The 25,132-nt window shown below is 38.2% G+C and carries 24 protein-coding genes; 8 read left to right on the top strand and 16 right to left on the bottom strand.

The window, feature by feature from the left end; all coding sequences use genetic code 11:
- Window positions 1-581: 581 nt before the first annotated feature.
- On the bottom strand, window positions 582-1,877 hold the full coding sequence (locus BFM98_RS14440; protein ID WP_048390190.1) for an MFS transporter: 1,296 nt from the start codon (window positions 1,875-1,877) through the stop codon (window positions 582-584).
- 121 nt (window positions 1,878-1,998) lie between these two features.
- Here BFM98_RS14440 and BFM98_RS14435 point away from each other — a divergent pair, with 121 nt between their 5' ends.
- The gene (locus BFM98_RS14435) at window positions 1,999-3,252 is read left to right on the top strand and encodes a helix-turn-helix domain-containing protein (protein WP_066037734.1); all 1,254 of its coding nucleotides are present in this window, start codon (window positions 1,999-2,001) and stop codon (window positions 3,250-3,252) included.
- A 40-nt stretch (window positions 3,253-3,292) separates the two neighbouring features.
- Here the strand turns inward: BFM98_RS14435 and BFM98_RS14430 are convergent, their stop codons facing one another.
- The 10 genes from BFM98_RS14430 to BFM98_RS14385 all read right to left on the bottom strand — a co-directional run bounded on the left by BFM98_RS14430 (window position 3,293) and on the right by BFM98_RS14385 (window position 13,042).
- Complete coding sequence (locus tag BFM98_RS14430) at window positions 3,293-5,197, bottom strand: endonuclease MutS2 (RefSeq protein ID WP_066037733.1); 1,905 nt, start codon at window positions 5,195-5,197, stop codon at window positions 3,293-3,295.
- Window positions 5,198-5,998: 801 nt separating this feature from the next.
- The gene (gene rarD, locus BFM98_RS14425; RefSeq protein ID WP_048390187.1) at window positions 5,999-6,907 is read right to left on the bottom strand and encodes an EamA family transporter RarD; all 909 of its coding nucleotides are present in this window, start codon (window positions 6,905-6,907) and stop codon (window positions 5,999-6,001) included.
- Between the two features lie 134 nt (window positions 6,908-7,041).
- Complete coding sequence (locus BFM98_RS14420) at window positions 7,042-7,578, bottom strand: hypothetical protein (protein ID WP_048390186.1); 537 nt, start codon at window positions 7,576-7,578, stop codon at window positions 7,042-7,044.
- 223 nt (window positions 7,579-7,801) lie between these two features.
- Complete coding sequence (locus tag BFM98_RS14415) at window positions 7,802-8,971, bottom strand: toxic anion resistance protein (RefSeq protein WP_048390185.1); 1,170 nt, start codon at window positions 8,969-8,971, stop codon at window positions 7,802-7,804.
- Window positions 8,972-9,037: 66 nt separating this feature from the next.
- Complete coding sequence (locus BFM98_RS14410; protein WP_066037732.1) at window positions 9,038-9,295, bottom strand: hypothetical protein; 258 nt, start codon at window positions 9,293-9,295, stop codon at window positions 9,038-9,040.
- Between the two features lie 139 nt (window positions 9,296-9,434).
- Entirely contained in the window at window positions 9,435-10,679 is a 1,245-nt protein-coding gene (locus BFM98_RS14405; RefSeq protein ID WP_081011063.1) for an ABC transporter permease, read from the bottom strand.
- Window positions 10,663-11,568 carry an ABC transporter ATP-binding protein gene (locus BFM98_RS14400; protein ID WP_054550841.1) on the bottom strand — a complete coding sequence of 302 codons (906 nt, stop codon included), beginning with the start codon at window positions 11,566-11,568 and terminating at the stop codon, window positions 10,663-10,665. The genes BFM98_RS14405 and BFM98_RS14400 overlap by 17 nt, the downstream gene beginning before the upstream one ends.
- Before the next feature lie 13 nt (window positions 11,569-11,581).
- Complete coding sequence (locus BFM98_RS14395) at window positions 11,582-12,112, bottom strand: DUF2812 domain-containing protein (RefSeq protein WP_066037731.1); 531 nt, start codon at window positions 12,110-12,112, stop codon at window positions 11,582-11,584.
- 77 nt (window positions 12,113-12,189) lie between these two features.
- Entirely contained in the window at window positions 12,190-12,726 is a 537-nt protein-coding gene (locus BFM98_RS14390) for a DUF2812 domain-containing protein (protein ID WP_066037730.1), read from the bottom strand.
- Between the two features lies 1 nt (window position 12,727).
- Complete coding sequence (locus BFM98_RS14385; RefSeq protein ID WP_009374222.1) at window positions 12,728-13,042, bottom strand: PadR family transcriptional regulator; 315 nt, start codon at window positions 13,040-13,042, stop codon at window positions 12,728-12,730.
- A 153-nt stretch (window positions 13,043-13,195) separates the two neighbouring features.
- On the opposite strand from BFM98_RS14385, the gene BFM98_RS14380 reads away from it, so the two are divergent.
- Entirely contained in the window at window positions 13,196-13,783 is a 588-nt protein-coding gene (locus BFM98_RS14380; protein WP_227744833.1) for a TetR/AcrR family transcriptional regulator, read from the top strand.
- Between the two features lie 58 nt (window positions 13,784-13,841).
- On the top strand, window positions 13,842-15,014 hold the full coding sequence (locus BFM98_RS14375) for a YhgE/Pip domain-containing protein (protein ID WP_066037729.1): 1,173 nt from the start codon (window positions 13,842-13,844) through the stop codon (window positions 15,012-15,014).
- 300 nt (window positions 15,015-15,314) lie between these two features.
- Here BFM98_RS14375 and BFM98_RS14370 read toward each other — a convergent pair whose 3' ends face one another.
- Window positions 15,315-15,896 (bottom strand): TetR/AcrR family transcriptional regulator, encoded by a 582-nt coding sequence (locus BFM98_RS14370; RefSeq protein ID WP_048390162.1) that lies wholly within the window; start codon window positions 15,894-15,896, stop codon window positions 15,315-15,317.
- A gap of 155 nt (window positions 15,897-16,051) precedes the next feature.
- Here BFM98_RS14370 and BFM98_RS14365 point away from each other — a divergent pair, with 155 nt between their 5' ends.
- Window positions 16,052-16,810 carry an SDR family oxidoreductase gene (locus BFM98_RS14365; protein WP_066037728.1) on the top strand — a complete coding sequence of 253 codons (759 nt, stop codon included), beginning with the start codon at window positions 16,052-16,054 and terminating at the stop codon, window positions 16,808-16,810.
- A gap of 48 nt (window positions 16,811-16,858) precedes the next feature.
- On the opposite strand, the gene brnQ is transcribed toward BFM98_RS14365, so the two are convergent.
- Window positions 16,859-18,199 carry a branched-chain amino acid transport system II carrier protein gene (gene brnQ / locus BFM98_RS14360; RefSeq protein WP_066037727.1) on the bottom strand — a complete coding sequence of 447 codons (1,341 nt, stop codon included), beginning with the start codon at window positions 18,197-18,199 and terminating at the stop codon, window positions 16,859-16,861.
- Between the two features lie 166 nt (window positions 18,200-18,365).
- Complete coding sequence (locus BFM98_RS14355; RefSeq protein ID WP_048390156.1) at window positions 18,366-19,118, bottom strand: alpha/beta hydrolase; 753 nt, start codon at window positions 19,116-19,118, stop codon at window positions 18,366-18,368.
- Between the two features lie 285 nt (window positions 19,119-19,403).
- Between BFM98_RS14355 and BFM98_RS14350 the strand changes: the two genes are divergently transcribed.
- Window positions 19,404-20,285 (top strand): LysR family transcriptional regulator, encoded by an 882-nt coding sequence (locus tag BFM98_RS14350; RefSeq protein ID WP_048390154.1) that lies wholly within the window; start codon window positions 19,404-19,406, stop codon window positions 20,283-20,285.
- A gap of 43 nt (window positions 20,286-20,328) precedes the next feature.
- Here the strand turns inward: BFM98_RS14350 and BFM98_RS14345 are convergent, their stop codons facing one another.
- Together BFM98_RS14345 and BFM98_RS14340 are read right to left on the bottom strand one after the other, a co-directional pair.
- Window positions 20,329-21,117 carry a DUF1835 domain-containing protein gene (locus BFM98_RS14345; protein ID WP_054550835.1) on the bottom strand — a complete coding sequence of 263 codons (789 nt, stop codon included), beginning with the start codon at window positions 21,115-21,117 and terminating at the stop codon, window positions 20,329-20,331.
- A 12-nt stretch (window positions 21,118-21,129) separates the two neighbouring features.
- Window positions 21,130-21,753 (bottom strand): LysE family translocator, encoded by a 624-nt coding sequence (locus BFM98_RS14340; protein WP_066037726.1) that lies wholly within the window; start codon window positions 21,751-21,753, stop codon window positions 21,130-21,132.
- Between the two features lie 215 nt (window positions 21,754-21,968).
- Between BFM98_RS14340 and BFM98_RS14335 the strand changes: the two genes are divergently transcribed.
- The 3 genes from BFM98_RS14335 (at window position 21,969) to BFM98_RS14325 (ending at window position 25,101) form a co-directional block, all read left to right on the top strand.
- The gene (locus tag BFM98_RS14335; RefSeq protein ID WP_004229554.1) at window positions 21,969-22,352 is read left to right on the top strand and encodes a hypothetical protein; all 384 of its coding nucleotides are present in this window, start codon (window positions 21,969-21,971) and stop codon (window positions 22,350-22,352) included.
- 390 nt (window positions 22,353-22,742) lie between these two features.
- Window positions 22,743-23,837, top strand: a complete 1,095-nt coding sequence (proB, locus tag BFM98_RS14330; RefSeq protein WP_048390146.1) for a glutamate 5-kinase — start codon at window positions 22,743-22,745, stop codon at window positions 23,835-23,837.
- Window positions 23,838-23,850: 13 nt separating this feature from the next.
- Window positions 23,851-25,101 carry a glutamate-5-semialdehyde dehydrogenase gene (locus BFM98_RS14325; RefSeq protein ID WP_066037725.1) on the top strand — a complete coding sequence of 417 codons (1,251 nt, stop codon included), beginning with the start codon at window positions 23,851-23,853 and terminating at the stop codon, window positions 25,099-25,101.
- Window positions 25,102-25,132 lie beyond the last annotated feature (31 nt).

Below are 25,132 nucleotides of genomic sequence, written 5' to 3'. Positions count from 1 at the left end.
TTTTTGGGGTCAGATCACTCAATCCCCTAGGAGTGACGCTGGCTCCACTCCAATCAACCATTCTGCAAAAGGGGCTTTTCCTTATCTTTCATACTAGCTAGCCGTAGTAATCAAATTAGCCTATTATTTGTATGATTAGAGAAAGGATAGACTCTTAATTTCATTGCGAAGAAGTAATGAGTGTCAAAAGCCCTCCATAAAATGGGTAGTGAAGACCTTCACTTTATTTGAAAACCTTTGCTAAAAAGTTAGTGGGTTGAAGTGGAAGGCTACTTGACTCCCGTGGGATAGCGAGACAGGCGAAACACTGCACGGAGCCGTAGCGGAGGAAGCGATTCGGCGCTCGCCCACAGGAAAGCAAGTAGCCTGCAACGGAAATCCATTTCTACCTTTCAATTGAATGTTTTGTTTTTCAACACTAAGAACGAGGCTGGGACAAAAAGAAAAAATGTTAGACCAAGATATAATTAGTCTAACATTTTTTTGATTTAGGAAGGCATATTTAACTTCTTAAAGTGAAAAAGCTAATATCCATTTTTATTGTTTTTCAATATAATCGAGTTCTGTCCCAGCCTGTTCTTTTAAGTTGTTGTGTTCGCGACCCCTTCTGGGAGAGCTGCTTTTTCATAATACTCTGGATGTGCCTCTTTTAAAATAGATGAGCGTAGCATCACAAGTGAAATGATAATAATAATGACACTCGTTACTGGTAAAATAATAGTTGCTGGTAATGTATCATATAACATGCCATAGACTACCATACCAATCGGCATCATGGACATCGCCATCGTCTCCATTAGCCCAAAAACACGCCCACGGTACTCTTCCGCAATGATTTTTTGCATATACACCCCGATGGGCATATTAATCCCCATTTCGAAAATTGCGAAAATAAAGTAAATGATGAGATAGAAGATCACAATAGCTATATAGGAAAAATCAGTAACTAAAGGGATGACTGCTAAGCCAACACTTCCCGCCAATAGTAATAAGCTGATTTTCGAAAAGCGTAAAGGTACCTTTACTTCAGATCTTGTTGCGAAATAAAGGGATGCTAAGAGCATACCTAATGCACCAGACGCTTCAATAAAGCCAAAGTGTGTGGATTCTACTTTTAACAATTCAATAATGATGTACGTTCCTCCAACAGCAATGGCAGAAAAGAATAGGTTGATCCACAATGCTACCCACATAATGGTCTTAATGACGTTACGTTGTTTGATATAATGAAAACCACTTTTCAGCCCTTCCCACATCTTTTCTTTTTTCGTATCTTCCCCTCTTGTACTATAAAGGTTAAAATCCATTGTTGCCTCTAAACAAAAGGCAATCGCATAGGCCACCATATTCACCATTAAAAATACATCCATATTAAAAAATCCATACATCATACCACCAATGACTGGTCCTCCAATTGCAGCTACGGACATTGACATTTGGTTAAATGACATCGCACGTTGTAATCTCTCTGGATTGACAAGTGTGGCAATGGCTGATGAAAACGTTACACCAGAAAAGGCTGAGCAAATAGTATTAAAAACAGTAGCTATGTATATAGCATAAACGGACATTCCTACTGTTTCTGTATAAAGCAGTAATCCCCCTACTGTCAAAATGGTTCCTGCCTGTGCTATTAATATTGTACGTTTTTTTGAAAAATTATCTGCGACATAGCCTGCTAAGGGTGCGACAAGTGCGCGTGGTAATACTGAACAAATCATATTGGTAGCGAAGCTCATTGCCGACCCAGTCATCGCTAAAATATACAAGCTAATACCGAATGCCATGACGTTTGCACCCAACATGGCAATCATTTTACTCGCCGTGAACGTCCATAAGTGATAGGTCGCCTTTTTTAATTTTTCCGCTTCATTCATCTAAATCCCTCCGTTATTTAATTAAATTAAAAAGTTTAATTATGTTAAACAAAATATACCACAACTCCCTCTTTTCATGCAAGAGAAAGTTTAATATAATTAAACAAAAGGAGGCGAGGCAGTGGACTCTTTAGGCACACGAATTCGCAAATTAAGGAAAGAACAAAAATTAACATTAGAGGCACTTGCCGGTGATCGTCTAACTAAAGGAATGTTAAGCCAAATAGAAAATGATAAGGCTAAGCCTTCTATGGAAAGCCTTGACTATATTGCTGAACGTTTAGGTGTAAAAGCTAGTGAATTACTGGAAGAAGTAACCCCATCCTCCATACGCCAGCTATTAGAGCAGGTGGAAAGTTTATTTGCAGAAGTAAAACGTGGTGATGCTCATCATCATCAAGAAATTGTCGATTTAATTAAGCCGTCTGTGGAGGGCCTGCCTCAAAGTTATGAAGCTGGCCGTTTATTGTATATTTACGCAGATGCCCAGTATGAAGCTGGATTAACAACATGGGAAGTCCCGCTTCAGCAAGCACGCACTATTTTTAAGGAAATTAATTTACTCAGCCATTGGTTCAAAACCTTTATCCTCGAGATGGCTATTTTAGCAGCAAAACGTCAATATACATTGGCGTACGATCGTATCTTACAGGCAAAGGAAATTATCGAACAAGAGGACTATCAGCTCGATTCTCGTGATGCCTTATTAATGACTTATTATACAAGTATTTTCCAACTTGCAATTGGTGAGCATGAGGAAGGGAAAAAATTAATTCAAGAGACGATTGCCAATGCTCATAAAAACCAATTGTTCTATCAGATTGATAATATGTACAGAATTGGTGCCTATTGTGCCATGATTGATCGTGATTTTGAACAAACCAATCATATGTTTATGAAACTGGAGCAATATCAGGCATTTGCTGAACGTGTTGAGGTTGATGCTTTTATTTTTGTATTGAAGGCACATTATTGTAATAATTACAGCAATAATTATGAGCAGGCTCTGATGGAAATAGAACGTTTTTATCAGCTTAGACACGATGATTATTTAGACAAGCTAGATCCAAACTTTTACTATGCTGAAAAAGGAAAATCCTTATATTTACTAGGACAATATGAGGAGGCGAAGGCTGCATTCGAACAGTATAAACACAGACCGATCTATATTAATCATCCATATGATATTTTAAGCTTAAATGAATGCTTTTCCTATAAAGCCCTTTGCTATGCACATTTTGGTGAGCTAACAACAGCCTATGAAATTGCAAAAATGGCCTATACAGATTCACTGGATTTAGTGGATTTGCCCTATAAACGAAAAATTGAGGAAGTCTATCGAACGATTAAGGCACAGATTGATTCCATAAATTAATTAATAAAGGGATTGCACGAGGCTGTGCAATCCCTTGTTTTTATTGCTGACGATCACTCTTTATTTGTTTATGGATCTTGCGTAACGCTTTTTTCGACCCACGTTCGATATCGTGCTGAAGCTTCCGATCCTGATAGTCTACAAATAATGTCTCTAAATCATATCCTTCAGGGTATAACTCTGTTGCAGGTAATTCAAGGGCAAGCCTCTTTACATTGACCTCTAGTATTTGCCCCTGATAGAATACGCTAACATTATTGTACGGATTCATTTCTTCATATACCAATCCCACATCATCATAGTCCAATAATTTCACACGATCCCCCTTTGCAAATGTATAAGCTGCTGCCAAGCTTTTTTTCTCTTCTTTAGGCTTTCGAATTTTACTGTCCTGAACGATCGTCAGTTGATATTGTTTATTATTTATATAATCCTTTGCTCTTTGTAAAACCGCTTCGCGGACATTCATTTTTTTAGAAATCCATAAGGCATTGCTTTCTCCAGAGGTGCCGATGAGTAATTGGTACAAAGGCTCTAATGTATCAGCATGGAAGCGCATTGCCGCATTCATAAAATCAGGATGCATTTCAGAAAATCGTTTAATTTCACCATAATGTGTAGTTGCCACAGTTATACAGCCCATTTGATAAAATTCTTCTAATAGCGCAATGGCTAGTGCAGCTCCTTCATTTGGCTCTGTTCCACTGCCAATTTCATCAAATAGTAAGAGTGTATGATTATTAGCAGCTCTCATAATATCGGAAAGATTTTTCATATGAGAAGAAAACGTACTAAGTGCATTTTCTATACTTTGATTATCGCCAATATCAACAAAGATATGATCAAATACAGCCATTTCCGTTCCTTCGTCCGCTACAATATGGAAGCCCGACATCGTAGCTAATGTTAAAAGGCCAATGGTTTTCAACACAACTGTTTTCCCACCAGCGTTTGGACCTGTAATAATTAAGCTACGGTAGTCTTTCGCGATGGAAAATTGAAGGGGTACCGCATTTCCTGGTAGTAATGGATGCTTACCATTGATTAGTTGAATATAACCGTAATCATTTATACGTGGCTCCCTACCACCAATTTGTCTACTGAACTTCGCTTTGGCAAAAACCATATCGTATTGACTAATCAACTCCATGTTAATGGTGATGGCATGAAGATGTTCCATCAATAGCCCTGATAAAGACGCTAAAATCTGGTATTCCTCCACGGCTTCCTCAGCCTTTAAGGTAGCTAATTCTACATTTAATTTAGCGACAACACTTGGCTCCATAAAAACGGTTGCCCCTTTTGAGGAAATTTCAACGACCGTACCCTGTACATGATTTTTATAGGTCGCCTTAATCGGAATCGTATAGCGATCATCCTTTTGACTAATAAAAAATTCCTGAATATACGGTTTATTGGCACTGTTATTTAAAAATTTCGTTAAACGTTCTTTAATTTTTTCCTCTGTCGTTTCCATATGATGTCGGATGCGTTTTAATTCACGACTAGCAGCCGAATCTACACGATTGGCTTTGATCGCAAAATTAATTTCCTCCTCCACGCTTTTAAATTCAGCCATAGAATGAGCGTAAGAGGAAAGAACAGGCGCAAAAAATGCCTTATCTAACATAAATTTTTTGATATTGCGGCAGCCTCGTAAAAAATCAGAGATACTCACTAGCTCACTGGGATCTAGAAGCATTCCCTTTTCAAGCTTTGTCATAATATGCTCAATATTCGATACCCCTAAAAACGGAACATGCCCCTCTGCATCCAATATTGCACGAGCTTCTGTTGTTTCATTCAACCGATTTTTTACCACTGTTAAGTTTGAGCTTGGCATTAATTTATCTAAAAGCTGTTTTCCTAACCCGCTGACACAATAGGATTTAACGATGTCCTTTAATTCATGATATTGTAATTTTTCAAGTGTAGTATTATTCATTTCTTTTTGCTCCTCATTGTAATGTTTTATCATACATGAAGATACCTACCCAATAATAGATAGCAATGATGGTTTAAACAAAATAAAAAAGCTGTGAGGAATCCCCACAGCTCTATCTTTAAAAGGCGCGTTTTCCTGGCATCACAAATAAAACTTCAGCTAATTGAAGTTTCTATCCTATCTGCCACGCTTAATAAAGTATTGTAGGTATCTACATAGATTGTTGAAATAGATCCATGACAAAATAAGGGGTGTTCATAACATGTATCCCCTGCTGTCGTCATCGCCACTATTTCATTCAATTTTTACCTAGTTAGAACCTACCGCACTCACAAAAAGCACCTCTCATTAATTGATCATTGTTATCTAATTATTGACATTTTACTATATGCTAACAGGAAAGTAAAGGTACCTACCTTCAAAAGGTTTTCTCCTATTTTGTCGAATCTATCAAAAAGACTCTATTTGGAGGGAGTACCCAAATGCAACAAAAGACTACCCATTGCCTGTTTACCTTCATTTTCTTATTTTTTTTTATAATCCCTACAGTCTCTGCCACATCAACTGTGAGTGGTGAAATAAACGCTATGGGCTTTCATTATGCAGTCTTGCATTTAGCGTAGTATAAAGCTGCCGTTAATGAGTTATTCATTGTTAGCCTCATCGATTTTTAAGATACGATTAAACAAAATAGCAGACAATCTAGCAGCCCAATCCGATAAGGAATAAAAAAGTTTTGTGTATTACATAGCGAAGTGGTAAAAGTTACAAAAAAGACCTGTAGAAAAATCTACAAGTCTTTTACGAAACTGATTTATGATGGGCTTTTCTTGTTTCTATAATTTTCGAACCAGAAAATAAAAGTAAAGCTGCCCAAATAATGCTGAATGCAAGGAGCTCAACCTGACTAAATGGCTCTTTGTATAGCACGATACCTAAAATCAAGACAATCGTTGGCGATACATATTGGATAAACCCTAGTAAATATAAAGGAATATTTTGTGCCCCCTTCGCAAATAAAATAAGCGGGACGGCTGTTACTAAACCACTAAAGATCATCAAAATATCTGTTTTAACATCGACATGTAAAAACGAGGCTTGATGTGTAGCAAAAAGATAGACATAATAGCCTAATGCAAAGGGTAAAATCAATAACGTTTCAATGGCTAGGCCTCTTGTAGCATCCAGTGTAATTTTCTTTTTCAGCACACCATAAATAGCAAAAGATAGCGCAATCAATAAAGCTACCCAAGGTACTGAGCCGTAATTGATCGTTAAAATAATCACCGCAATAAAAGCAATTCCTGTTGCTACCCATTGTGCACGACTCAGCGATTCTTTAAAGAAAATCACCCCGAAAATTACAGACAATAGCGGATTAATATAATAACCTAAGCTCGTTTCAATGAGATGATTATGCGTCACTGCCCAAATATATAAATACCAGTTCATTGAAATGACAAAGGATGCACCCGCAAGCTGCCAGAAATGCTTTTGATGTGACCATAAATATTTTAAATCTGCTACGAGATCCTGACGCATTCGAAATACGAGTACTGCCAGCACCGTAAAGACAAAGGACCAAATGACACGGGATAATAAAATCTCCATACTTGGTACATGCTCAAGTAATTTCCAATATAGAGGGAATGCTCCCCAAAAGGCATAGGCAAAAAAGGCTGCCAAAACTCCTTTTTTCTCATTTGACATGATATTAACGCTCCTACTCTTACTGAAATCGGTTAACGATTTCCTATAATCTTAAACTAGTTAAAGAATAGACTCATTATAGGACTTTGAGTAGCTGCTGTAAATGCCAAATTTCTAGTTCCTTTTATAAGCTGTTAACCTTTTTGTTCCGACTCTAGCTCAGAAATATACTTGCGTACAGTACTATAGCTAATCTCTGGATTGATTTGGCGCTTGATGCGAATATGGATTTCTTTAATTCCAACCCCTTGCTCACGCATATCTCGAATCATCGACTTCAAGGGCCCCGTCAATGACTCTCTTGACATCGCTGTATATTTACTTAGTTCAATGAGAAGGTCTGTATTTTGTTGACGGAGCACCTTCATCTCCTCCACCACACAATTATATTCAGTGACCTTTTTCTGCAAGACCGTGTTTTGCTGCTTTAACTTTTGTAGATCCTCTGTTAGCTGTGCATTTTGTTTTTTTAGCATTTTTCGTTCTCGTTCTAAACCATTTTGCTTGTTATCTAAATCCTTATACATAGCATTATATAACTCTTCCATATGCAAAAGCTCTAGATAGCGACTTTGCGGTACAATCATTAAGCTATCTGTCGTGTATAGAGCAAGCGTTCCATCTTTAAACGGCTCATACGACAATGTAGAGGGATTTATTTTATTTGCCATTTATTTTTTCACTCCTCCACGAATAATTACATGTAATCGAATACCTTTGTGTAGCATCTTTCCGCTTCCTTTTCTATTTGATAATCATTCTCATTTAACATTATCATAATCACTATTTTGCTTTTTGTCAAAGATCATTTCCCTTGTGTGGAAGGAGCCTCTATCTGCCTACCCTTTCCATAAAAAAAGCCTCTTGCAACAATAGCTGCAAGAAGCTTTAGCCTTACATTTTTTTCAGTTTCTCATACTCCAATTGCAAACGCTCAATACGTTTACGACCTTCTTCACGGTTTCTTGCTGTTTCTGCTTGAATTTGCTTTGTTTCTTGAATACCAGCCATAATTGTTTGCCATGTTGTTTCAATGGTTTCGATTTTAATGCTTGGGCTACCAGCTTGACGAGCAATATTCACACTGTTCTTACTAATATTTTCAGCATTACGCACAAGCATTTCATTCGTACGGCGATCTAGTTCCACCATAGAATCAGAAATCAACTTTTGACGCTTTAATGTCACTGCGTGAATAAGCCCCTGCTTAAAGATCGGAATCGTTGTGACAAAGGCAGAATTAATCTTGGCAATTAGGTGATTGTTCCCTTGCTGCATTAAGCGAATTTGTGGTGCTGATTGGAATGATACTTGTTGTGCCATTTCTAAATCATAGCGACGTTGCTCTAATAATTCCACAGCGCGTAGCATTGTTTCATATTCCATAGCTGCCAATTGATCACCACTTTGAGCCTTTTGTTCAAGTGCTGGTAAAGACGCACGAACCTCTTCTGTTTTCACTTCAATAGCTGCAACAAATTTACTTAATGATTGGAAGTAGTTTAAGTTCTGATCATACAAATTTTCAAGGTCAATGGTATTACGCTTCATTTCCCCTTCATATTTTTGGATTTCACGGTAAATGACATCCACTTCTTTATTCATGCTGTCATACTTAGATAAGAATCTTTCCAATTGCTCTTTTCCTTTGTTAAAGAGCTTGGAGATGAAACCGCCCTTTTTCTCTTCCGCAAAATCCTGTGGATCAAATTTATCCATAATTTTATTCAGGTTATTTAAAAGCACACTCGATTCTTCCAGCTTACTAGCTTTCATCGTTGCGAGCATTTTATCAGAAAAGGTTGAAATGCCACTTGCCGTTTCTTTACCGAGCTCTAGCATGGCAATTTGATCTTTGACATCAATTTTTTGTGCAAGTGTATGAACCTCTGGATCCTGCTTTAACATTAGCTGGTTTTGAGCGATTTGTGATAGTTCCTGCTCAGATACAAGTACTGGCTTTTGCTCAGCCGTTTGCTGTAAAAGTGGATTTGGCTGTAATAAAGGATTTTCTGAAGCGAATGGGTCCTTGGATTTTAAAAGATCATTGTTGAATTCAGACATATGTTTACCCCCTGCAATTTATCTCTACTAATTACTTACGATTACCATGTAAAAAAGTTTCATTTTCTATAGGATGAAAAAATACGAATCTGCTATACAATAGCCATTCTGGTGTACCTTATATTGCAAACTATATTGATTAGGGTGAGCATTATCAACAAAAATTTCCACTTCAGTGCAATAGTGAAGAATTTCTGCTATTTCTTTACTAGTAGCGCACAGCTGTTGAAGCTTTTGAAAGAGCTGCGCTTTTTCTTCGATTGTTGCTAAACGCTGATTTGATGATCGGTCAAGAATTGCCTCCACCTCTGATTTAGCTAACATCATCCCATCCCCTTTTATAAATTATAGCTTCTTTCTAGCCAAAATTCGACTGATTCCGTAAATTCCTTTACATTGTTTGCTAACAATGGCACCATGACACCAAAAAAGCAGCTACATTATCCATGTAGCTGCCATTATGTTATGTTGTTACCTTTAATACCGTTTTAATTTTTTGAATGACGCCGCCAGAGCTATATGTCAATACACTACGTTTATAGAACGATAAACTGAATAGGTATACGACAACAATCGTTACGACTAAAATTCCTAAAGAAAGTAATGGTACAATGCCACCGATATCTGTAGCGCCAATACGCATTGGCATGATCATTCCAGAAGTTAGTGGGATATAAGAGAATATTTTAATGATAATTGTATCTGGATTCCCCATGCCTGTCAGCATAACATAGAAGCCAATAATCGTAATAATCATCGCAGGCATTAATACTTGACCCGCCTCTTCTACTTTCGATACTAAAGAGCCAAATAATGCACCGATAATAAGATAAAGGATAACTGTTAACAGTAGGAATACGATAGCATAGATGACATAGCCAACGGACAATTCCTTGACAATGCTAGCAGCTGCATCCCAAACCATTCCACCTTTGATAAACTTCGCATAGATAAGGAACACGATCGCAATAATACCCATCTGTGTTAAAGCGAGCAATAAAACTCCAGCGATTTTTGCTTTAAAATGTGTCCCAGGTTTGACACTAACTAACAGCATTTCCATTGCGCGTGAGCCTTTTTCAGAGGCTATTTCAGTCGTAATCATCGATAGGAATGTAGAAATGAAGAAATAGATTAAAATTCCTACCGCATAGGAAACTACTAGCCCTGATTGCTTTTCTTCTTCACTTTTTCCACCTGTTGATGCCTCATTTAAGTTTTTCGTGGAAATTGTTGTTTGAGCTGCCATGATTTGTGCCGCTTGCTCAGGTGAAAGCGATAATTGTTGTACGGCATAGTGTTGTCCTGCATATTGTAATAAGGATGATAATGTAGATTGATCGTTTAATTTCAGTGGTGTAAACGTAGCAATTTCCGCATGTAATTGACCATTTTGGTCGTTAATCGTCACAATCGCATCCAGCTTGCCGTCCTTTACTCTTTTTTCAAGGGTCGATACATCTTGCTCATCTTGAATAAAATTCATATCTCCATTCGAGACAAAAATACCACTTAGATCAGCAGAGGTTTTATTAATAATCGCGATTTGCTGTGCTTCATCATCACCTGTGAATAATTCCTTAATTTCTGACCAGAAGACAGCCACTGACATGACAATTACATATAAACAAGTCATTAAGATAAAGGATTTTGATTTAATTTTAGCTTTATATAATTGCTTCATTAATAAACTAAACTTCGACAACATGGCCACCTACCTTATCTTTAAAGATTTCATCTAACGATAAATAATCTAAGCTGAATTTTTCAATATACTTCCCATTGGATAGCTGCTCAAAGATACCTTGAGCAAAGCTTTCGTCCACTAATGTAAGCACTGTTTGCTCCTTCTCTACACGCACATCCTTGACACCATCAAGTGCCAATAATTGTGTTGTTGACCAATCCGTACGGACAGCAAGCTTTGTTTTACCATATTGTTTCTTTAAATCTAGTAAGCTTCCAGAAAATAAAGAAACACCTCGTTTTAATAAACACAAATGATCACAAAGCTCCTCGACATTGTCCATTTGGTGACTGGAGAACAAAATCGTCGTGCCTTGCTCTTTCAATAGTAAAATAGCATCCTTTAGTAAATCTTTATTGACGGGATCTAGCCCACTGAACGGCTCATCTAAAATTAAAAACGCAGGTTTATGGATAAAGCTTGCAATTAGCTGTACCTTTTGCTGATTCCCCTTTGACAGTGTTTCTGCCTTATCCTTGCGTTTTTCCTCCAGTTCAAAGCGTTGAATCCAAAAATCTATTTCCTTTTTCAGCTCTGCTCGTTTCATGCCACGTAGCTCACCAAAAAAGTAAAGCTGCTCCTCTACCTTCATTGTTGGGAAAATACCACGCTCCTCTGGTAAATAACCAAGGACATCTCGGTTAATGGCATTAACTGGCTGCCCATCCCAAGTAATCGTCCCCGCTGTCGTCTCCTGTAAATCTAAAATCATTCGGAATGTCGTTGTTTTTCCTGCACCATTTTGACCAATTAGACCGAAAATTTCCCCTTTTTCAATGGTAAAATTTAAATCATCTACAGCTGTAAAATCCTTGTATTTCTTTGTGACATGCTGTAACTGTAATGTCATGTTGTCTTCCTCCTTATCCTTCAAATATATGTAAGTCTTGTTTCAAGCCCTTTTTACGATTTTCATTTTTTACTATAGGAATGAATAGCAGTAAGGCGACAATCAAATTCATGCACCCCACACTTGTATTCATAGATCCTACAACGAATTCCCGTAAACCAAGGGATAGATTATAAATACCAATGATTAAATTTAACAGTAGCACGAATATAAAAATGCGATTCATGGATTTAATATAGTTTATTTTCGAGGAAGCATCTGAAAATATCTCAAAAGGGCCCTCCGATTTTGGTTTTCGATAATAGGCCCACCCACCAAACTTAGACACACACTCGATATGCATTTCGTCTAGAAACTCAAAATAATCCTTCGACTTTCTATTGATAAATTCATTTCGATAAATATATTGACCTGGTGTCCCTTTTTCAAAAACAAAGTAGCCTACTACTGTCTTTTTAAGATTCCACCCCCGATCTGCCATGTCATTGACCCAGCGTTCTTCCTTTTCGTAATCAATAAAAAAACGATACATTCTTTTTTTCATTTTGCATCACTCCTACTATAAAATCATGCTTCCTTTTTCATTATTTTCTGATTTCCCGGAAAATAATAGACGCTTCGTTAATCCGAAAATACATTTAATTCTCTCTTTAATCGATTACGTATACGCATAAGCTTATAGAATGGGAGGGCAAATACTACAACAACCACAAGATTCAGCGTATTTAACGCAAAACCAACCCAGTCTGTTGTTTGCTCCGAAAAATCGCCAATTAAACCGATCAGTCCAATGAACAAATTAAGTAGAATAAGAGAAAGCAGGATCCTCATCTTTTTTGACAGGTTACCAATTTTCGTTTTTTTATCTGTATACAGCTCAAATGGACCTTCCTGTGCTGCTTTTCTAAAAAATACAAAATTTCCAGAGCGGTCTACTTGTTCAATGTCAGAGGATTTGAGAAATTCGAGAAATCCCTCTTCATAGTGCGTACCGAATCGCTCTAATTCATCATGGCGATAAATATAGCTATTTGGTTCTCCACGCTCAAACGTAAAACGAATCCATGTAAATTTTTTTAAGTGCCAGCCCTGACTAGCCATGTCATTGACCCACTTCTCTATTGCATAGGGATTAATCATCAATCGATATTTATGCATATTATTCAACTCCTCTCGTTATACGGATACCATTGTCAAAAAGTTCCCTTAATCGTAAAATTTCATATTCCACCACTGTTTTTCCAGTTTCAGTAATAATATATTCTTTCTTTCTGCCATCTCCATCAAGTGCCTCTATCCATCCTCGTTCCAACAATGTTTTAATCGCACCATATATGGTTCCGGCCCCTAAGCGCACTCTTCCATTGCTCATTTCTTCCACCAATTGCATAATGCCATAGCCATGCCTCGCCTCATATAATGCTAATAAAATATAATAAACGCCCTCTGTTAATGGCGGATGCTCCTGTGTCATACAAATCCTCCTTTATATCGTCTATCAATATATCGCCAGTCGATATATTCAAAATATATCAGCAGTCGATATAATTGTCAACGCTCATTCACAGTGTTGCAGATCCTCGTACACTATGCTAGGATGTAAGTAATTACTTGCATGGAAGGAAGTATGTTCTTGACAACGAAAGGAACTGCGCAACGAATTATCGAAGCTGCTCTACAATTGATTAGTGAAAAAGGCTATACAGCTGCAACTACCAAAACCATTGCAGAATTAGCAGGTGTCAATGAGGTCACTCTTTTTCGTCACTTTGGCAACAAACGTGGTTTATTAAAAGCCATTATTGAGCAATTTTCTTATTATCCTCTTCTACAGCAGGAGATCAATCAAAATGTAACGTGGGAATTAGAAAAGGATTTATTGAATTTCTCACTGAAGCATTTTCATTTTTTAATGTCGATTAAAGATTTTGTCATGATCGGCTTTAAGGAATCTATTCAATTTCCTGAAATTAGTGAGGAAATCGCCAATCTCCCGCTCCTCATAAAAAAGGAGCTCATTCACTATTTTCAAGAGATGCATCAACAAGGAAAAATAAGAGAAGTTGATTTTGAAGCAGCAGCGTTATCGCTTATAGCTTTGAATTTTGGTCATTTTATGTCACGTGCTCGCCTTGGAACTATCGTGTCTGACTTACCAACTGAAGAACTTTTACAAACTAGTGTTGCTATTTTTTCTAGGGGACTCGTTTCCTAGAAAAAATTTTTCTAATCAATGCAAGTAAGTACTTACTTAATTTTAGGGGGAATAAAAAATGACAGGTTTACAAGCACTATTGCGAGTTCGTGAAACCTATATCGGCATTGTTGCAACCATTGCCTTCCAATTAATATTCTTTACAATTTGGATGACTGCCTATGATGGTGTCAATGAAAGAGCGGAACAGTTAAGCATTGGTATTGTTGTGGAAGATTCTGTAATGGGTCAACAGGTAGCACAGAACATCAAAGGCTCCATCCCCTTTGGAATGAAGGACTATTCTTCGATGAAGGAAGCTGAGCGCGCATTAAACGAACGACAAATTAATATGATTATGCAAATTCCATCCGATTTTACAAATCAAATTCAAGCAGGGAAAGAGGCTGAAATTATTTATGCGATTAATCAAGCCAATGCAAGTGTAGCGAAAAATATGATGGAGGGTGTAGCAAAGCAATTAACAGAAGAAATCAATCAAGCCCTCTATCCAATGCAACAAAATCAAGCGGTTGCAGTCTTTGCTCAACAATTTGCTCAGCTTCCCTTCGAGCAACACACTGCCCAACAAATTACCACTTCTGTCAAAACGACTGTAATGAATGTCAAAGACCATCCCGTCGATGGTACGATTGTAAAAACCAATGATGTAAAGGGATTTGCTGCAAACTTTGTCCCACTTATGGTCATCATCTCCTCCTTGGTGGGAGCGATGGTTATGATTATGCAACACCAGCAAGCAGCACAGCTCGTTCAAGACAGCCTATCAAAATGGCAATTGTTTCTCGCACGACAGCTACTCAATGTGGGCGTAGCCTTTACATTGCCATTCATAACAATTGGCTTGATGCACCTTTTTAATATCGATAGTCAAGAAAGCCTGCTGTCGATTTATCTCTTCCAATCTGTAATGTATCTTGCTTTCCTTAGCTTGGCCCAAGTATTTGTAATTGCCTTTGGGAATATGGGGATGATATTTAATATTTGTGCTCTCTCACTCCAATTAGTAACATCAGGTGTACTTGTTCCAAAAACCATGCTATCTGAAGGATACAAACAGGTCGCTGCCATGCTACCTGCCTCGTATGGAGCAGATGGCTACTACACAATCATCTTTGGTGGTAGTTCTGATAATCTCCTGCAAAACAGTAGCTCATTGGCCATCATCATCTTCGTGACACTAGCCATCGCTACGTTAATCGTCACATTTAAGCCAGCTCCAGTCCGATGATTTAATAGAAAAGAGAAGGTCTACAAGTTGATGTAGACCTTCTCTTTGAGTGGTTATCCGCTACTCTTTCTCTTCTATCCTTCACTTTGAGCTGGCTATCCGCTACTTTTCCTATACTATCCTTAATTTTGGCGTCCTATCCACTGCTTCTTACTCTATCCTTCAAATTGGGCGTTCTATCCGCCACTTTTTCTCTTCTATCCTTCAATTCTGGCGTTCTATCCGTCACTTCTCTCTCTATCCTTCAAATTGAGCGTTCTATCCGCCACTTTTTCTCTTCTATCCTTCAATTCAAGCGTTCTATCCCCCACTCCTCACATTCTTTAAAATAGCTGCTAGCTGTTGATTTAACATGGTCACGCTATCGCTGAAATCGCCGCGATACCATTGGATGATGAGTCCGATGATGGCGTTTGCTTGATAGGCACTATAATAGTCGATCGAGATATGATCCTCCATTTGATGTATGTGCTGTGTGGTAATATCGCGTTTTAGCAGGGAATAAATCCCATCAAATAGCATGTAATAGTAGGTCAGCGGGACATTTTTAGAAAAGACGATACGGTAAAACATTTTAAAGCGTTCAATATGATGAAAAATACGGATAGTATTGGGATCTAATTGATTTGTATCCAATGTCGTGACGGCACGATAGGGTTCTTCATAGGATTGATATAAATCCTCCATTATCTCCTGAAAGTACTCTTCAAAGAGCCCCTCTTTTTGCTCGTAGTGTAAATAGAAGGTTCCTCTATTGACCTTTGCTTCTCTACAAATTTCAGCAATGGAGATTTGCTCCAATGGTTTTTGGCTAAGCAATGTCAATAAAGCATCGTGGAGAGCTTGCTTCGTTTTAATAATCCGTAAATCCGTAGTGCGCAATTTTTTCAACTCCTTAATAAACAGATTGTCCAAATGTGTTGATTACTCAACACATCCCGTTTTTTTGCATATTGAAATCGCTTTCATCTTTATTATATGATTTTAATGAACAGATGTTCAATAAGTAAAGAAATTACTATGAGGAGGTCTTTGAGATGAGATTAGAAGGTAAAGTAGCCATTGTGACAGGTGCAGCTTCAGGTATGGGGAAAGCCATTGCAGAAGGATATGCAAAAGAAGGCGCTAAGGTTGCCGTTTCAGACTTAAATTTAGAGGGTGCCCAAGCGGTTGTGGAAGGTATTCAAGCGGCTGGAGGAACAGCATTTGCCATTCAAACCAATGTCGCATCAACAGAAGACTTACAACGCTTATTTGATGAAACAAAAACGAACTATGGTCAATTAGATATATTAGTCAACAATGCAGGTATTATGGATGGTATGGAGCCAGTTGGAGAAATTTCTGATGAACGATGGGAAAAAGTATTTGCAGTGAATACAACAGCTATTATGCGCTCTATGCGTATGGCTACCGAAATTTTCCTTGCACAAGGTCATGGTGTCTTTGTCAATAATATTTCTGCAGGTGGCTTATATGGTGCACGGGCTGGGGCTGCTTATACAGCTTCAAAACATGCGGTAGTTGGTTTAACAAAAAATACAGCCTTTATGTATGCTGATAAAAATATTCGCTGTAATGGTATTGCTCCAGGAGCAGTGATGACCAATATCGCCTCTTCTATGACAAATATGAGCCAAACAGGTGCTGCACGACAAGCATTAGGACTATCCATCAATCCGCGGGCTGGTCAGCCAGAAGAAATCGCTCAATTAGCGATCTTCCTAGGCTCAGATGAGGCTAGCTTTGTGAATGGACAAGTTATTGCTGTTGATGGTGGCTGGACAGCTTACTAATCCATAAGGAAACACGCACAGAGACATTTTCTGTGCGTGTTTCTTTCATTATATAACTTTTCGAGACGGAATCATGCTTCCAATTACTGCCCCTATTAACGCTGGCAGTATCCATCCTAAGCCAATATCATAAAAAGGTAGCATCGCAGAATAGTATTTCTCTACTGCATCCAATATACCTAACTTCGCATCTGGCACACTTTCTACCAGAGCTTTATAGCCATCAATCAGGCTAATGAAAAATGTAAAAATCATCGCTATGGCATACACTGTTTGCTTATTCTTAAAGAAGGATGAGCTTAGAGCGAGCAAGATTAGGACGATTGCTAATGGATATAAGAACATTAAAACTGGAATAGCATATTTGATAATATTGTTTAAACCAAAATTCGCAATCGTAAAGGATACAGCACACAACAGAAACACAAACCATTTGTAACTAATTTTTGGAAATACCTCATGGAAAAACTCACTACAAGATGTAATTAAGCCGATACTTGTTTTTAAGCAAGCGAGCACGATGATGACCGCCAATAAAATAGCTCCAAATGAGCCGAAATAATGATCGGCCACTGCCGCAAAGATTAAACCACCATTATCAAAAGTCCCGACAGCATTAATACTGGAAGCGCCCATATATGTTATGAGACCATAAATCAGCGTCATTAAAGCCATCGCAAAAATACCTGATGTCCATGTAGCCTTGGCAATTTCCTTACGATTTGTAATCCCTGCACTTTTAATTGCATTAATGACAACAATCCCGAAGGCTAGTGAGGCAAGGGCGTCCATCGTATTATAGCCTTCTTTAAAGCCTGTCATAAAGGCGGCATCCATATATTCACCAATTGGCTGCTGGAAATGGCCCATTGGCTTCGTAATGCTTGTAATAATTAAAATAAATAAAACAACTAAAAATGCAGGCGTTAAATATTTACCGATATAATCCATTATTTTCGCTGGATTTAAAGAAAAATAGTAGACAATCGCGAAAAATACAAAGCTAAATACAGCTAGTAGTAGCGTTGCATGCTGTGCTTGAATATATGGCTCAAACCCTACTACAAAAGGTACAGTTGCTGTACGTGGGATGGCAAAGAATGGTCCGATTGTTAAGTACAGTGCCAATGAAAAAATAATACCAAATATAGGATGAACACGATTGGCTAGATCACGTAAACCATTACTACCTGATAAGCCAATTGCCAAAATTCCGAGGAATGGTAAGCCGATAGCAGTCACTAAAAATCCGATTAATCCAAACCAAAAATTAGTCCCAGCAAATTGACCCATTTGAATAGGAAAAATTAGGTTCCCTGCTCCAAAATACAGTCCAAATAACATGGTACCAATGACTGCGTAAGTTGAAAAAGGTATTTTTTGTTGCATAATTGATGTGCTCCTTAGAAGTTTTAGACTATAGCAAATTATTTTAATCGAATGATTTTTCACTACAATTTCATCATGTTATCAAGCATTTATTATAATTACAATAGTTTTTTCGTTTATCCAGTGAGATTCAACAAAAAAAGAGCTGTCTACTGACAGCCCCTTCTTAGTTTGCAACTGACCATTCAATATGATCTAAAAATTTATAAACATCTTCATACACTTTATCGCGTTCTTTGTCCAATGTAATAATGTGGCCAGAGTTTTCATACCAAATGATTTCTTTGTCGTCTGTTTCCACAGTATTTAAAATAAAAGGTGCGCTTTCTTGATATAGGTCATCATCTAGTGAGCCTTGTAACACAAGAGTTGGTGCTTTGATTGTTGATAATTCTTCACGCGTTTCTGTTGTTAAACGTGTTACGCCGTCCAATGAATCCTTCGGTGAAATACGTAATTCATGTAATTCTGAAATAATTTGATCTTTTGATTTATTTTCAAAGTGTTTATATAAACGAGCATAGTGGTACAAACGTGTAAATAAGCCTTTTGAATTATCACGTGTAATCGGTGCACACATCGCTACACATGCTTTCACTGGGAATGTCTCTGCGACCTTTAACGAAAAGACGCCTCCAAGTGAAATCCCAACAACAGCGATTTCTTCATAGCCTTTCTTTTGTAGGAAGTTATAACCTTCTACTACATCGTTCCACCAATCTTCTGGTTTTGTTTCTAATAATGCTTCTGGTTCTACGCCATGCCCACTATAAATTGGTGCATGCACAGTATAACCTCGTTGAGATAAAAATTCTCCTAGCTTTTTCACATCTTTTGTGCTACCTGTGAATCCATGCAGTAATAGTACGGCTTTTTTGCCTCCCTCGATTGTTAGAGGTTGTGGCTTTGTTAACTTCATTTTATGATATCCCCTTCACGGAAATTAATAATTGTGTATTTTATGTGTCTATCTTATCACCCTTTATTCATAATGTACAATTTATAGTTTTTATCAAATCAATGTTTATTGTGCATGAATGATGTCAACTTAACGGCTGTACTATCACACTTTCTGCTACTTAACTTTTCCTTTCTGCTAAATAATTGCAACGTCCTTTTAAAAATTTTTTGTTACCTATACTTCCCGTCTGTTTCCCGTTATAATGCAGATAACTTAAAAATCACAAGAAAAGAGGTGAAAAAAATGGAGTGGCAACAATTAGAATATTTTGTAACCGTTGCAAAGTTAGAGCATATGACACGGGCTGCCGAAGCATTAGCGATTTCACAGCCGGCACTTAGTCGTTCAATTTCAAAGCTGGAGGAAGAATTAGGTGTACCGCTTTTCGACAGACAAGGGCGCTCGATTATGCTAAACCGATATGGAGAGCTATTTTTATATCGTGTCCAGCGCATGCGTAAAGAATATGAAAAGGCTGTTTTAGAATTACAGGAGCTTAATAATCCAGAACTTGGAGATGTATCACTCGGTTTTTTACATACACTTGGAACGAGTATTGTACCCGACTTGATTCGTGCCTTCCGTCAAAAACATCCCCATATCCGTTTTCATTTCACACAAAACTACTCCCATTCACAGTTAAAACAATTACTGGCAGGTGAGTTAGACTTGTGCCTACTAGCCGCGATCGATACAGAGCCGCCAGTTTGTTGGAAGGAATTATGGCGAGATGAGCTCTTTATAATGGTCCCAATTGACCATCCATTAGCCCATCGTAAAAGCATCAAAATGAAAGAATTGGAGCATGAAAGTTTTGTCTTAATGAAAAAAGGCTATGCATTACGCCGCTCAGCTGATCGCTTATTAAATGCTGCGGGCATTAAGCCTAAAATTTCTTATGAAGGTGATGAAGTATCGACAATCGCTGGATTTGTTGGTGCGGGGCTTGGCGTTTCCTTACTACCCGATGATGAGGATTTAAACCCCAAAAAAATCGTTAAAATCCATGTTGAGGATATGGTATGTGAACGAATTATCGGCATGGCTTGGATAGAAAATCGTTATTTATCGCCATCTGCACGTCAGTTTAAACAATTTGTTTTTGATTTTTATGACAATAAATAATATAAAAAAGATCAAGGCTTTGGCAGCCCTGATCTTTTTTATGCTACAGTAATTTAACCTGATAGGAAAAAATATCATTTGTATCGCCTTTCATTGCAAATACTCCCTGTTCGACGAGCGTCAGTAAGCGATACTCTACAAAATCATTTCCTACATAATGGACAAATGTTTCAAATGTCTGTGCCAAAATATGCGTAGGCATTAGCCACTCTTCATTTTGCTGTAAATGCAAATTTTTTGCACTGGCGATAATGTATGCATCCATTGCATCTTCCTCTACATGCAATAGTTCACTTTTCCATAACCGTAATGTACTTGGCTGTTCTTTAATGTTTTCCCATTCCTTAGCGAGTTGCTGACATTCTTGCACAGAGAATCGTTTTGCACTAGGGCGAAGCTTCATTAGCATTTCCGAGGAAAGCTCGCCTGTATGGCGAATGTCTAAATTGGGGTGAATACTCTTCAGATTCTCCGTTGCATCAATACCATACACCATACTGCATTTATGAATTAACTCACTCATCACATAGCGCAGTCCTATCTGTTCATGTGTGTTGTGACTATACCAAATCCACACATCCACATCACAAGGTAAATTAGCGATTTTTTTCCTCCAGTTTTCATACATCTCATCATACAATTGCTGGTCATCATCATCTAAAATATGCGTGGCTAACCAAGTTTTACGTTCTTCAAAGTTTTGAAGAGGTCCAATCGAGAGATCATCATGGACACTTAGAACTGATTCACTTCGCTGCAAACGATGTTGACGAATTGCAAGTTTCATAGAACCCTGCGTTGCTAAGCTAAAGGTAATATGTAAAATAGCCATGTCCATTCCTCCCTACTGTTTGCTGATGGCAATCTGTATCCCGATAAATGTGAATAGAATACCTTGAACTGTATTTAGTCGTTTAGCAATCGCAGGTTTACCAATAATGACTTGTCTAACTTTCCCTGCAAATATACTAAACAATGAAAATAATACAAGCGCTTGTATTAAAAATACAATACCCAAAATAAGCATTTGAAACGCCACATGTCCTTGCGATGGATTAACAAACTGTGGTAACAGCGCTAGGAAAAATAACGATACTTTAGGATTTAAAATATTCATTAATATTCCTTTTTTATATAATTTAATATAGGCTTGCGTATTTTGCTGTTGCAACGTAAAAGGGTCTCCTTTAGCACGAAATGATTGCCAAGCTAGATATAATAAATACGCTGCTCCTGCAAATTTGACCATGGTAAAAATAATGGTCGATTGATAAATTATCGCAGAAATACCAAGTACTGCTGCACTAATATGAACAAGTAGCCCTGTACACAATCCAAAAGATGTGGCAATACCCGCTTTTTTATCTTGTGTAATACTTTGGGCAAGCACAAATAAATTATCGGGCCCTGGCATAATGGTTAAAATCATCGCAGCCCCTAAAAACGCAAATAACGTTGAGATGTCCAAAACTTTCCCTTCCTTCAACTTCTTTTAAAAAACTATATACATTATACTACATGACGTTGTTCTCACTAGATGTAAGTTTATGACTTTATCCAAAACTTTTTTTAAATTTCGGTTTCACAATTTATGCTCGCTCAAGCGATACTTTTCTTCCCTAATCCATTATAATAGTAGAAACTCATGATAAACCAGATAACTTCCATAAGAGGTGATTGATAATGGCAGTAAGTGATATTGTCACGCAATATGAGGATGAGCATGGACAGGTTTACTATAAAATGAAATCCCATGACATTGAGGTAAAGGCCACACAAAACGCAGGCTTAGCACCTGTCATCACGTATTGGATGGCTGACAAAGAGATTACAGATTCCATTCGAAATTTACGCTTCAGTCCACGTGCCCCATCTAGCTATATACAAGATTACGAAGAATTTCAAGCAATGCTTTATGCGAAAGAGCAACGGGCCATTAACCAGCTGTATGAACAAATGAGCATTAAACCCAAAAATATGTCTTCGGGGAAACAAGTCATTTGGAGTTTCTTTGTCATTGTACTGGCTATGCTTCCCCTTTTCATTGCGATTTGGTGGTTTAAATAATTGAATAAGCGACCTCTTTAGCGTTTTAGCGCATCCCTTTCTTAATTTATCAAAACTTTCAAGTAATTTATCCATTCAGCTTGACAGACTTATAGAAGTAGTGCATCCTTTAGTCAATAGATGAGAAAACGAACGAAGACCAGTAGTTAGCCACTGCTTGAAAAGAGAGCGATGCCCATCGGCTGAAAGGCATTGTACAAGAAAGACTAATGAAACCTACTTCGTGAAACGTCCTAGCCAAACTAGGCGCAGTCTCGAGCGTTATGAGAAAAGTGGAATGTCGCATGATATTCAATGTAGGTGGTACCACGGAAGGCAAGTCTTTTCGTCCTAATTTTTAGGATGAAAAGGCTTTTTTTATCTTGATTCAGCAATGATGGAGGTAGTGAGATGGAGAGAAAAAGAATTGTTGTTAAGATTGGTAGTAGCTCTTTAACGAATGTGAAGGGTGAAATCGATAAAGTTCGCTTAATGGACCATGTGCAGGCAATCGCCGAGTTGAAGAAATTGGGTCATGAAGTGTTGCTTGTCTCGTCAGGTGCTGTAGCGGCGGGTTTTAAACAACTAGGCTACCCTGCTCGCCCTGTGACAGTGAAAGGAAAGCAGGCAGCTGCTGCTGTAGGACAGAGCCTACTTATTCAAACGTACAGTGCCTTATTTAGTATTTACGATATCATGCCTGCACAGATATTATTGACACGAACAGATTTTTCTAAAAAAGAATGCTATAAAAATGCCTATGCGACTTTCGAGGAATTGTTAGAACGATCCATGCTACCGATTATTAATGAAAACGATACAGTGTCAATTAGTGAATTAACCTTTGGAGATAACGATATGCTTTCAGCACTCGTTAGTGGACTTGTCCACGCAGATCAGCTCATCATTTTAACAGATATCAATGGCCTTTATAATGCCAATCCCAATAAAAACCCTCAGGCAGAGCGCATTGATCGATTAGCAGCTATTACAGATGATCTACTAAGCTTTGCGGATGGTACAGGATCAAAGGTTGGCACAGGTGGCATGGCCTCTAAGCTTCTGGCTGCCCGAACAGCGCTACGTGCAGGAGTGAAGGTGTTTATCGGAACAGGTCATGGTGCACAGAAGCTCGTCGATATTTTAGCAGGACATGGTGATGGCACTTATGTGGAGCATGACGAGCTTGCTGTGTTAACAAATCATAAACAGTGGATTGCACTTACGGAAATTTCTGGTAAAATTTTTATAGATAGTGGTGCTGAACAGGCTTTAATGAATAATGGGAAAAGTCTATTACCTGCTGGCGTCTATCGTGTAGAAGGTGATTTTGTAAATGGTGATGTTGTTGAAGTCTATAGTGAGAAAGACTTACTAGGACGCGGCGAAGTACTGTACTCATCCCAAGAGCTTATCTCTGCCATGGGAAAACGGACTGATACATTGCTGAAAAGCCCTATTGAGGTAATTCACCGAGACAAATGGCTGAAAATTCAAACGAATTAAGGAGGAATGACAAATGACAAGTGAAATTCAAGAAAAAGGACAACGCGCAAAAGCCGCAAGCTACATGTTAAATATTAAAACAACCTGCGAGAAAAATGAGGCACTGAAAAAAATTGCAGAACAGCTATTAATCGATCAACCTGACATCATGGCTGAAAATGCAAAGGATTTGGCACAGGGTGAGCAGCAAGGTATTCCTGCGTCTACGTTAGATCGTATCATGCTCAATGAAGAACGGATTGCGGCAATGGCCGATGCCATTCATTTACTCGTCTCCTTAAACGATCCAGTAGGTACAATTGTTGAACGCATTGAAAAAGACAATGGGCTGCGCATTGAAAAACGAATTGTGCCACTTGGTGTTATTGGTATGATCTATGAAGCTCGACCAAATGTCACGATCGATGCAGCAACACTTTCCCTAAAAACGGGCAATGCAGTTATTTTGCGTGGAAGCTCCTCTGCTAAGTTTTCTAATATGGCTCTTGTTGCAAGTATTCATCGCGCGCTTGCTAAAACATCCATCCCTACAGATGCTGTTCAATTAATTGAGGATACAAGCCGCGAAACAGCCAAAGAACTCTTCCATTTAAAAGAGTACTTAGATGTGCTCATTCCTCGCGGTGGCAAAGCCCTGATCGATTTAGTTGTCAATGAAGCGACTGTTCCTGTACTGGAAACAGGTGCAGGCAACTGTCACATTTACGTGGATGAAATGGCGGATTACATAAAAGCAGAAAAAATCTGTCTGAATGCTAAAACACAGCGTCCTTCTGTTTGTAATGCAGCAGAAAGCTTACTCATTCATCCTACTTGGTTTCAAGAACATGGTGTCCAGCTTTTAACGTCCCTTCATCATGCAGGTGTAGCCATCATCGGTGATGAGCAAGTATGTCAGCAATTTGCAGCTGCCCTTCCAGCTACGGCGGAAGATTATGCGACAGAGTTCCTTGATTTAAAAATAAGCGTTAAATTGGTGGAAAATGTCTATGAAGCGATTGAGCATATTCAATACTTTGGCACAAATCATTCTGAGGCCATCATTACAGAAGATCAATTAACCGCCGAGACGTTCTTAAACAATGTTGATGCAGCAGCAGTGTATCATAATGCCTCCACCCGCTTCACAGACGGCTTTGAATTTGGCTATGGTGCAGAAATCGGTATTAGTACACAAAAGCTACATGCCCGTGGACCAATGGGCTTGCCTGCATTAACATCAACAAAATATGTTATTCATGGCAACGGCCAAATTCGTGAATAGTTCTTATAGTTTCATAAAATAATAGAAGGAA

Source organism: Lysinibacillus sp. AR18-8 (assembly GCF_001705465.1).
GTDB lineage: Bacteria > Bacillota > Bacilli > Bacillales_A > Planococcaceae > Lysinibacillus > Lysinibacillus capsici.
Note: the sequence above shows the minus strand (reverse complement) of the source record. Positions and strands in the feature narration are given on the sequence as shown.

Coding starts and splice junctions, on each gene's coding strand:
- BFM98_RS14440 (WP_048390190.1), bottom strand. CDS start 1,877: ATGAATGAAGCGGAAAAATTAAAAAAGGCGACCTATCACTTATGGACG.
- BFM98_RS14430 (WP_066037733.1), bottom strand. CDS start 5,197: ATGAATAATACTACACTTGAAAAATTACAATATCATGAATTAAAGGAC.
- rarD (WP_048390187.1), bottom strand. CDS start 6,907: ATGTCAAATGAGAAAAAAGGAGTTTTGGCAGCCTTTTTTGCCTATGCC.
- BFM98_RS14420 (WP_048390186.1), bottom strand. CDS start 7,578: ATGGCAAATAAAATAAATCCCTCTACATTGTCGTATGAGCCGTTTAAA.
- BFM98_RS14415 (WP_048390185.1), bottom strand. CDS start 8,971: ATGTCTGAATTCAACAATGATCTTTTAAAATCCAAGGACCCATTCGCT.
- BFM98_RS14410 (WP_066037732.1), bottom strand. CDS start 9,295: ATGTTAGCTAAATCAGAGGTGGAGGCAATTCTTGACCGATCATCAAAT.
- BFM98_RS14405 (WP_081011063.1), bottom strand. CDS start 10,679: ATGTTGTCGAAGTTTAGTTTATTAATGAAGCAATTATATAAAGCTAAA.
- BFM98_RS14400 (WP_054550841.1), bottom strand. CDS start 11,568: ATGACATTACAGTTACAGCATGTCACAAAGAAATACAAGGATTTTACA.
- BFM98_RS14395 (WP_066037731.1), bottom strand. CDS start 12,112: ATGAAAAAAAGAATGTATCGTTTTTTTATTGATTACGAAAAGGAAGAA.
- BFM98_RS14390 (WP_066037730.1), bottom strand. CDS start 12,726: ATGCATAAATATCGATTGATGATTAATCCCTATGCAATAGAGAAGTGG.
- BFM98_RS14385 (WP_009374222.1), bottom strand. CDS start 13,042: ATGACACAGGAGCATCCGCCATTAACAGAGGGCGTTTATTATATTTTA.
- BFM98_RS14380 (WP_227744833.1), top strand. CDS start 13,196: ATGTTCTTGACAACGAAAGGAACTGCGCAACGAATTATCGAAGCTGCT.
- BFM98_RS14375 (WP_066037729.1), top strand. CDS start 13,842: ATGACAGGTTTACAAGCACTATTGCGAGTTCGTGAAACCTATATCGGC.
- BFM98_RS14365 (WP_066037728.1), top strand. CDS start 16,052: ATGAGATTAGAAGGTAAAGTAGCCATTGTGACAGGTGCAGCTTCAGGT.
- brnQ (WP_066037727.1), bottom strand. CDS start 18,199: ATGCAACAAAAAATACCTTTTTCAACTTACGCAGTCATTGGTACCATG.
- BFM98_RS14355 (WP_048390156.1), bottom strand. CDS start 19,118: ATGAAGTTAACAAAGCCACAACCTCTAACAATCGAGGGAGGCAAAAAA.
- BFM98_RS14350 (WP_048390154.1), top strand. CDS start 19,404: ATGGAGTGGCAACAATTAGAATATTTTGTAACCGTTGCAAAGTTAGAG.
- BFM98_RS14345 (WP_054550835.1), bottom strand. CDS start 21,117: ATGGCTATTTTACATATTACCTTTAGCTTAGCAACGCAGGGTTCTATG.
- BFM98_RS14335 (WP_004229554.1), top strand. CDS start 21,969: ATGGCAGTAAGTGATATTGTCACGCAATATGAGGATGAGCATGGACAG.
- proB (WP_048390146.1), top strand. CDS start 22,743: ATGGAGAGAAAAAGAATTGTTGTTAAGATTGGTAGTAGCTCTTTAACG.
- BFM98_RS14325 (WP_066037725.1), top strand. CDS start 23,851: ATGACAAGTGAAATTCAAGAAAAAGGACAACGCGCAAAAGCCGCAAGC.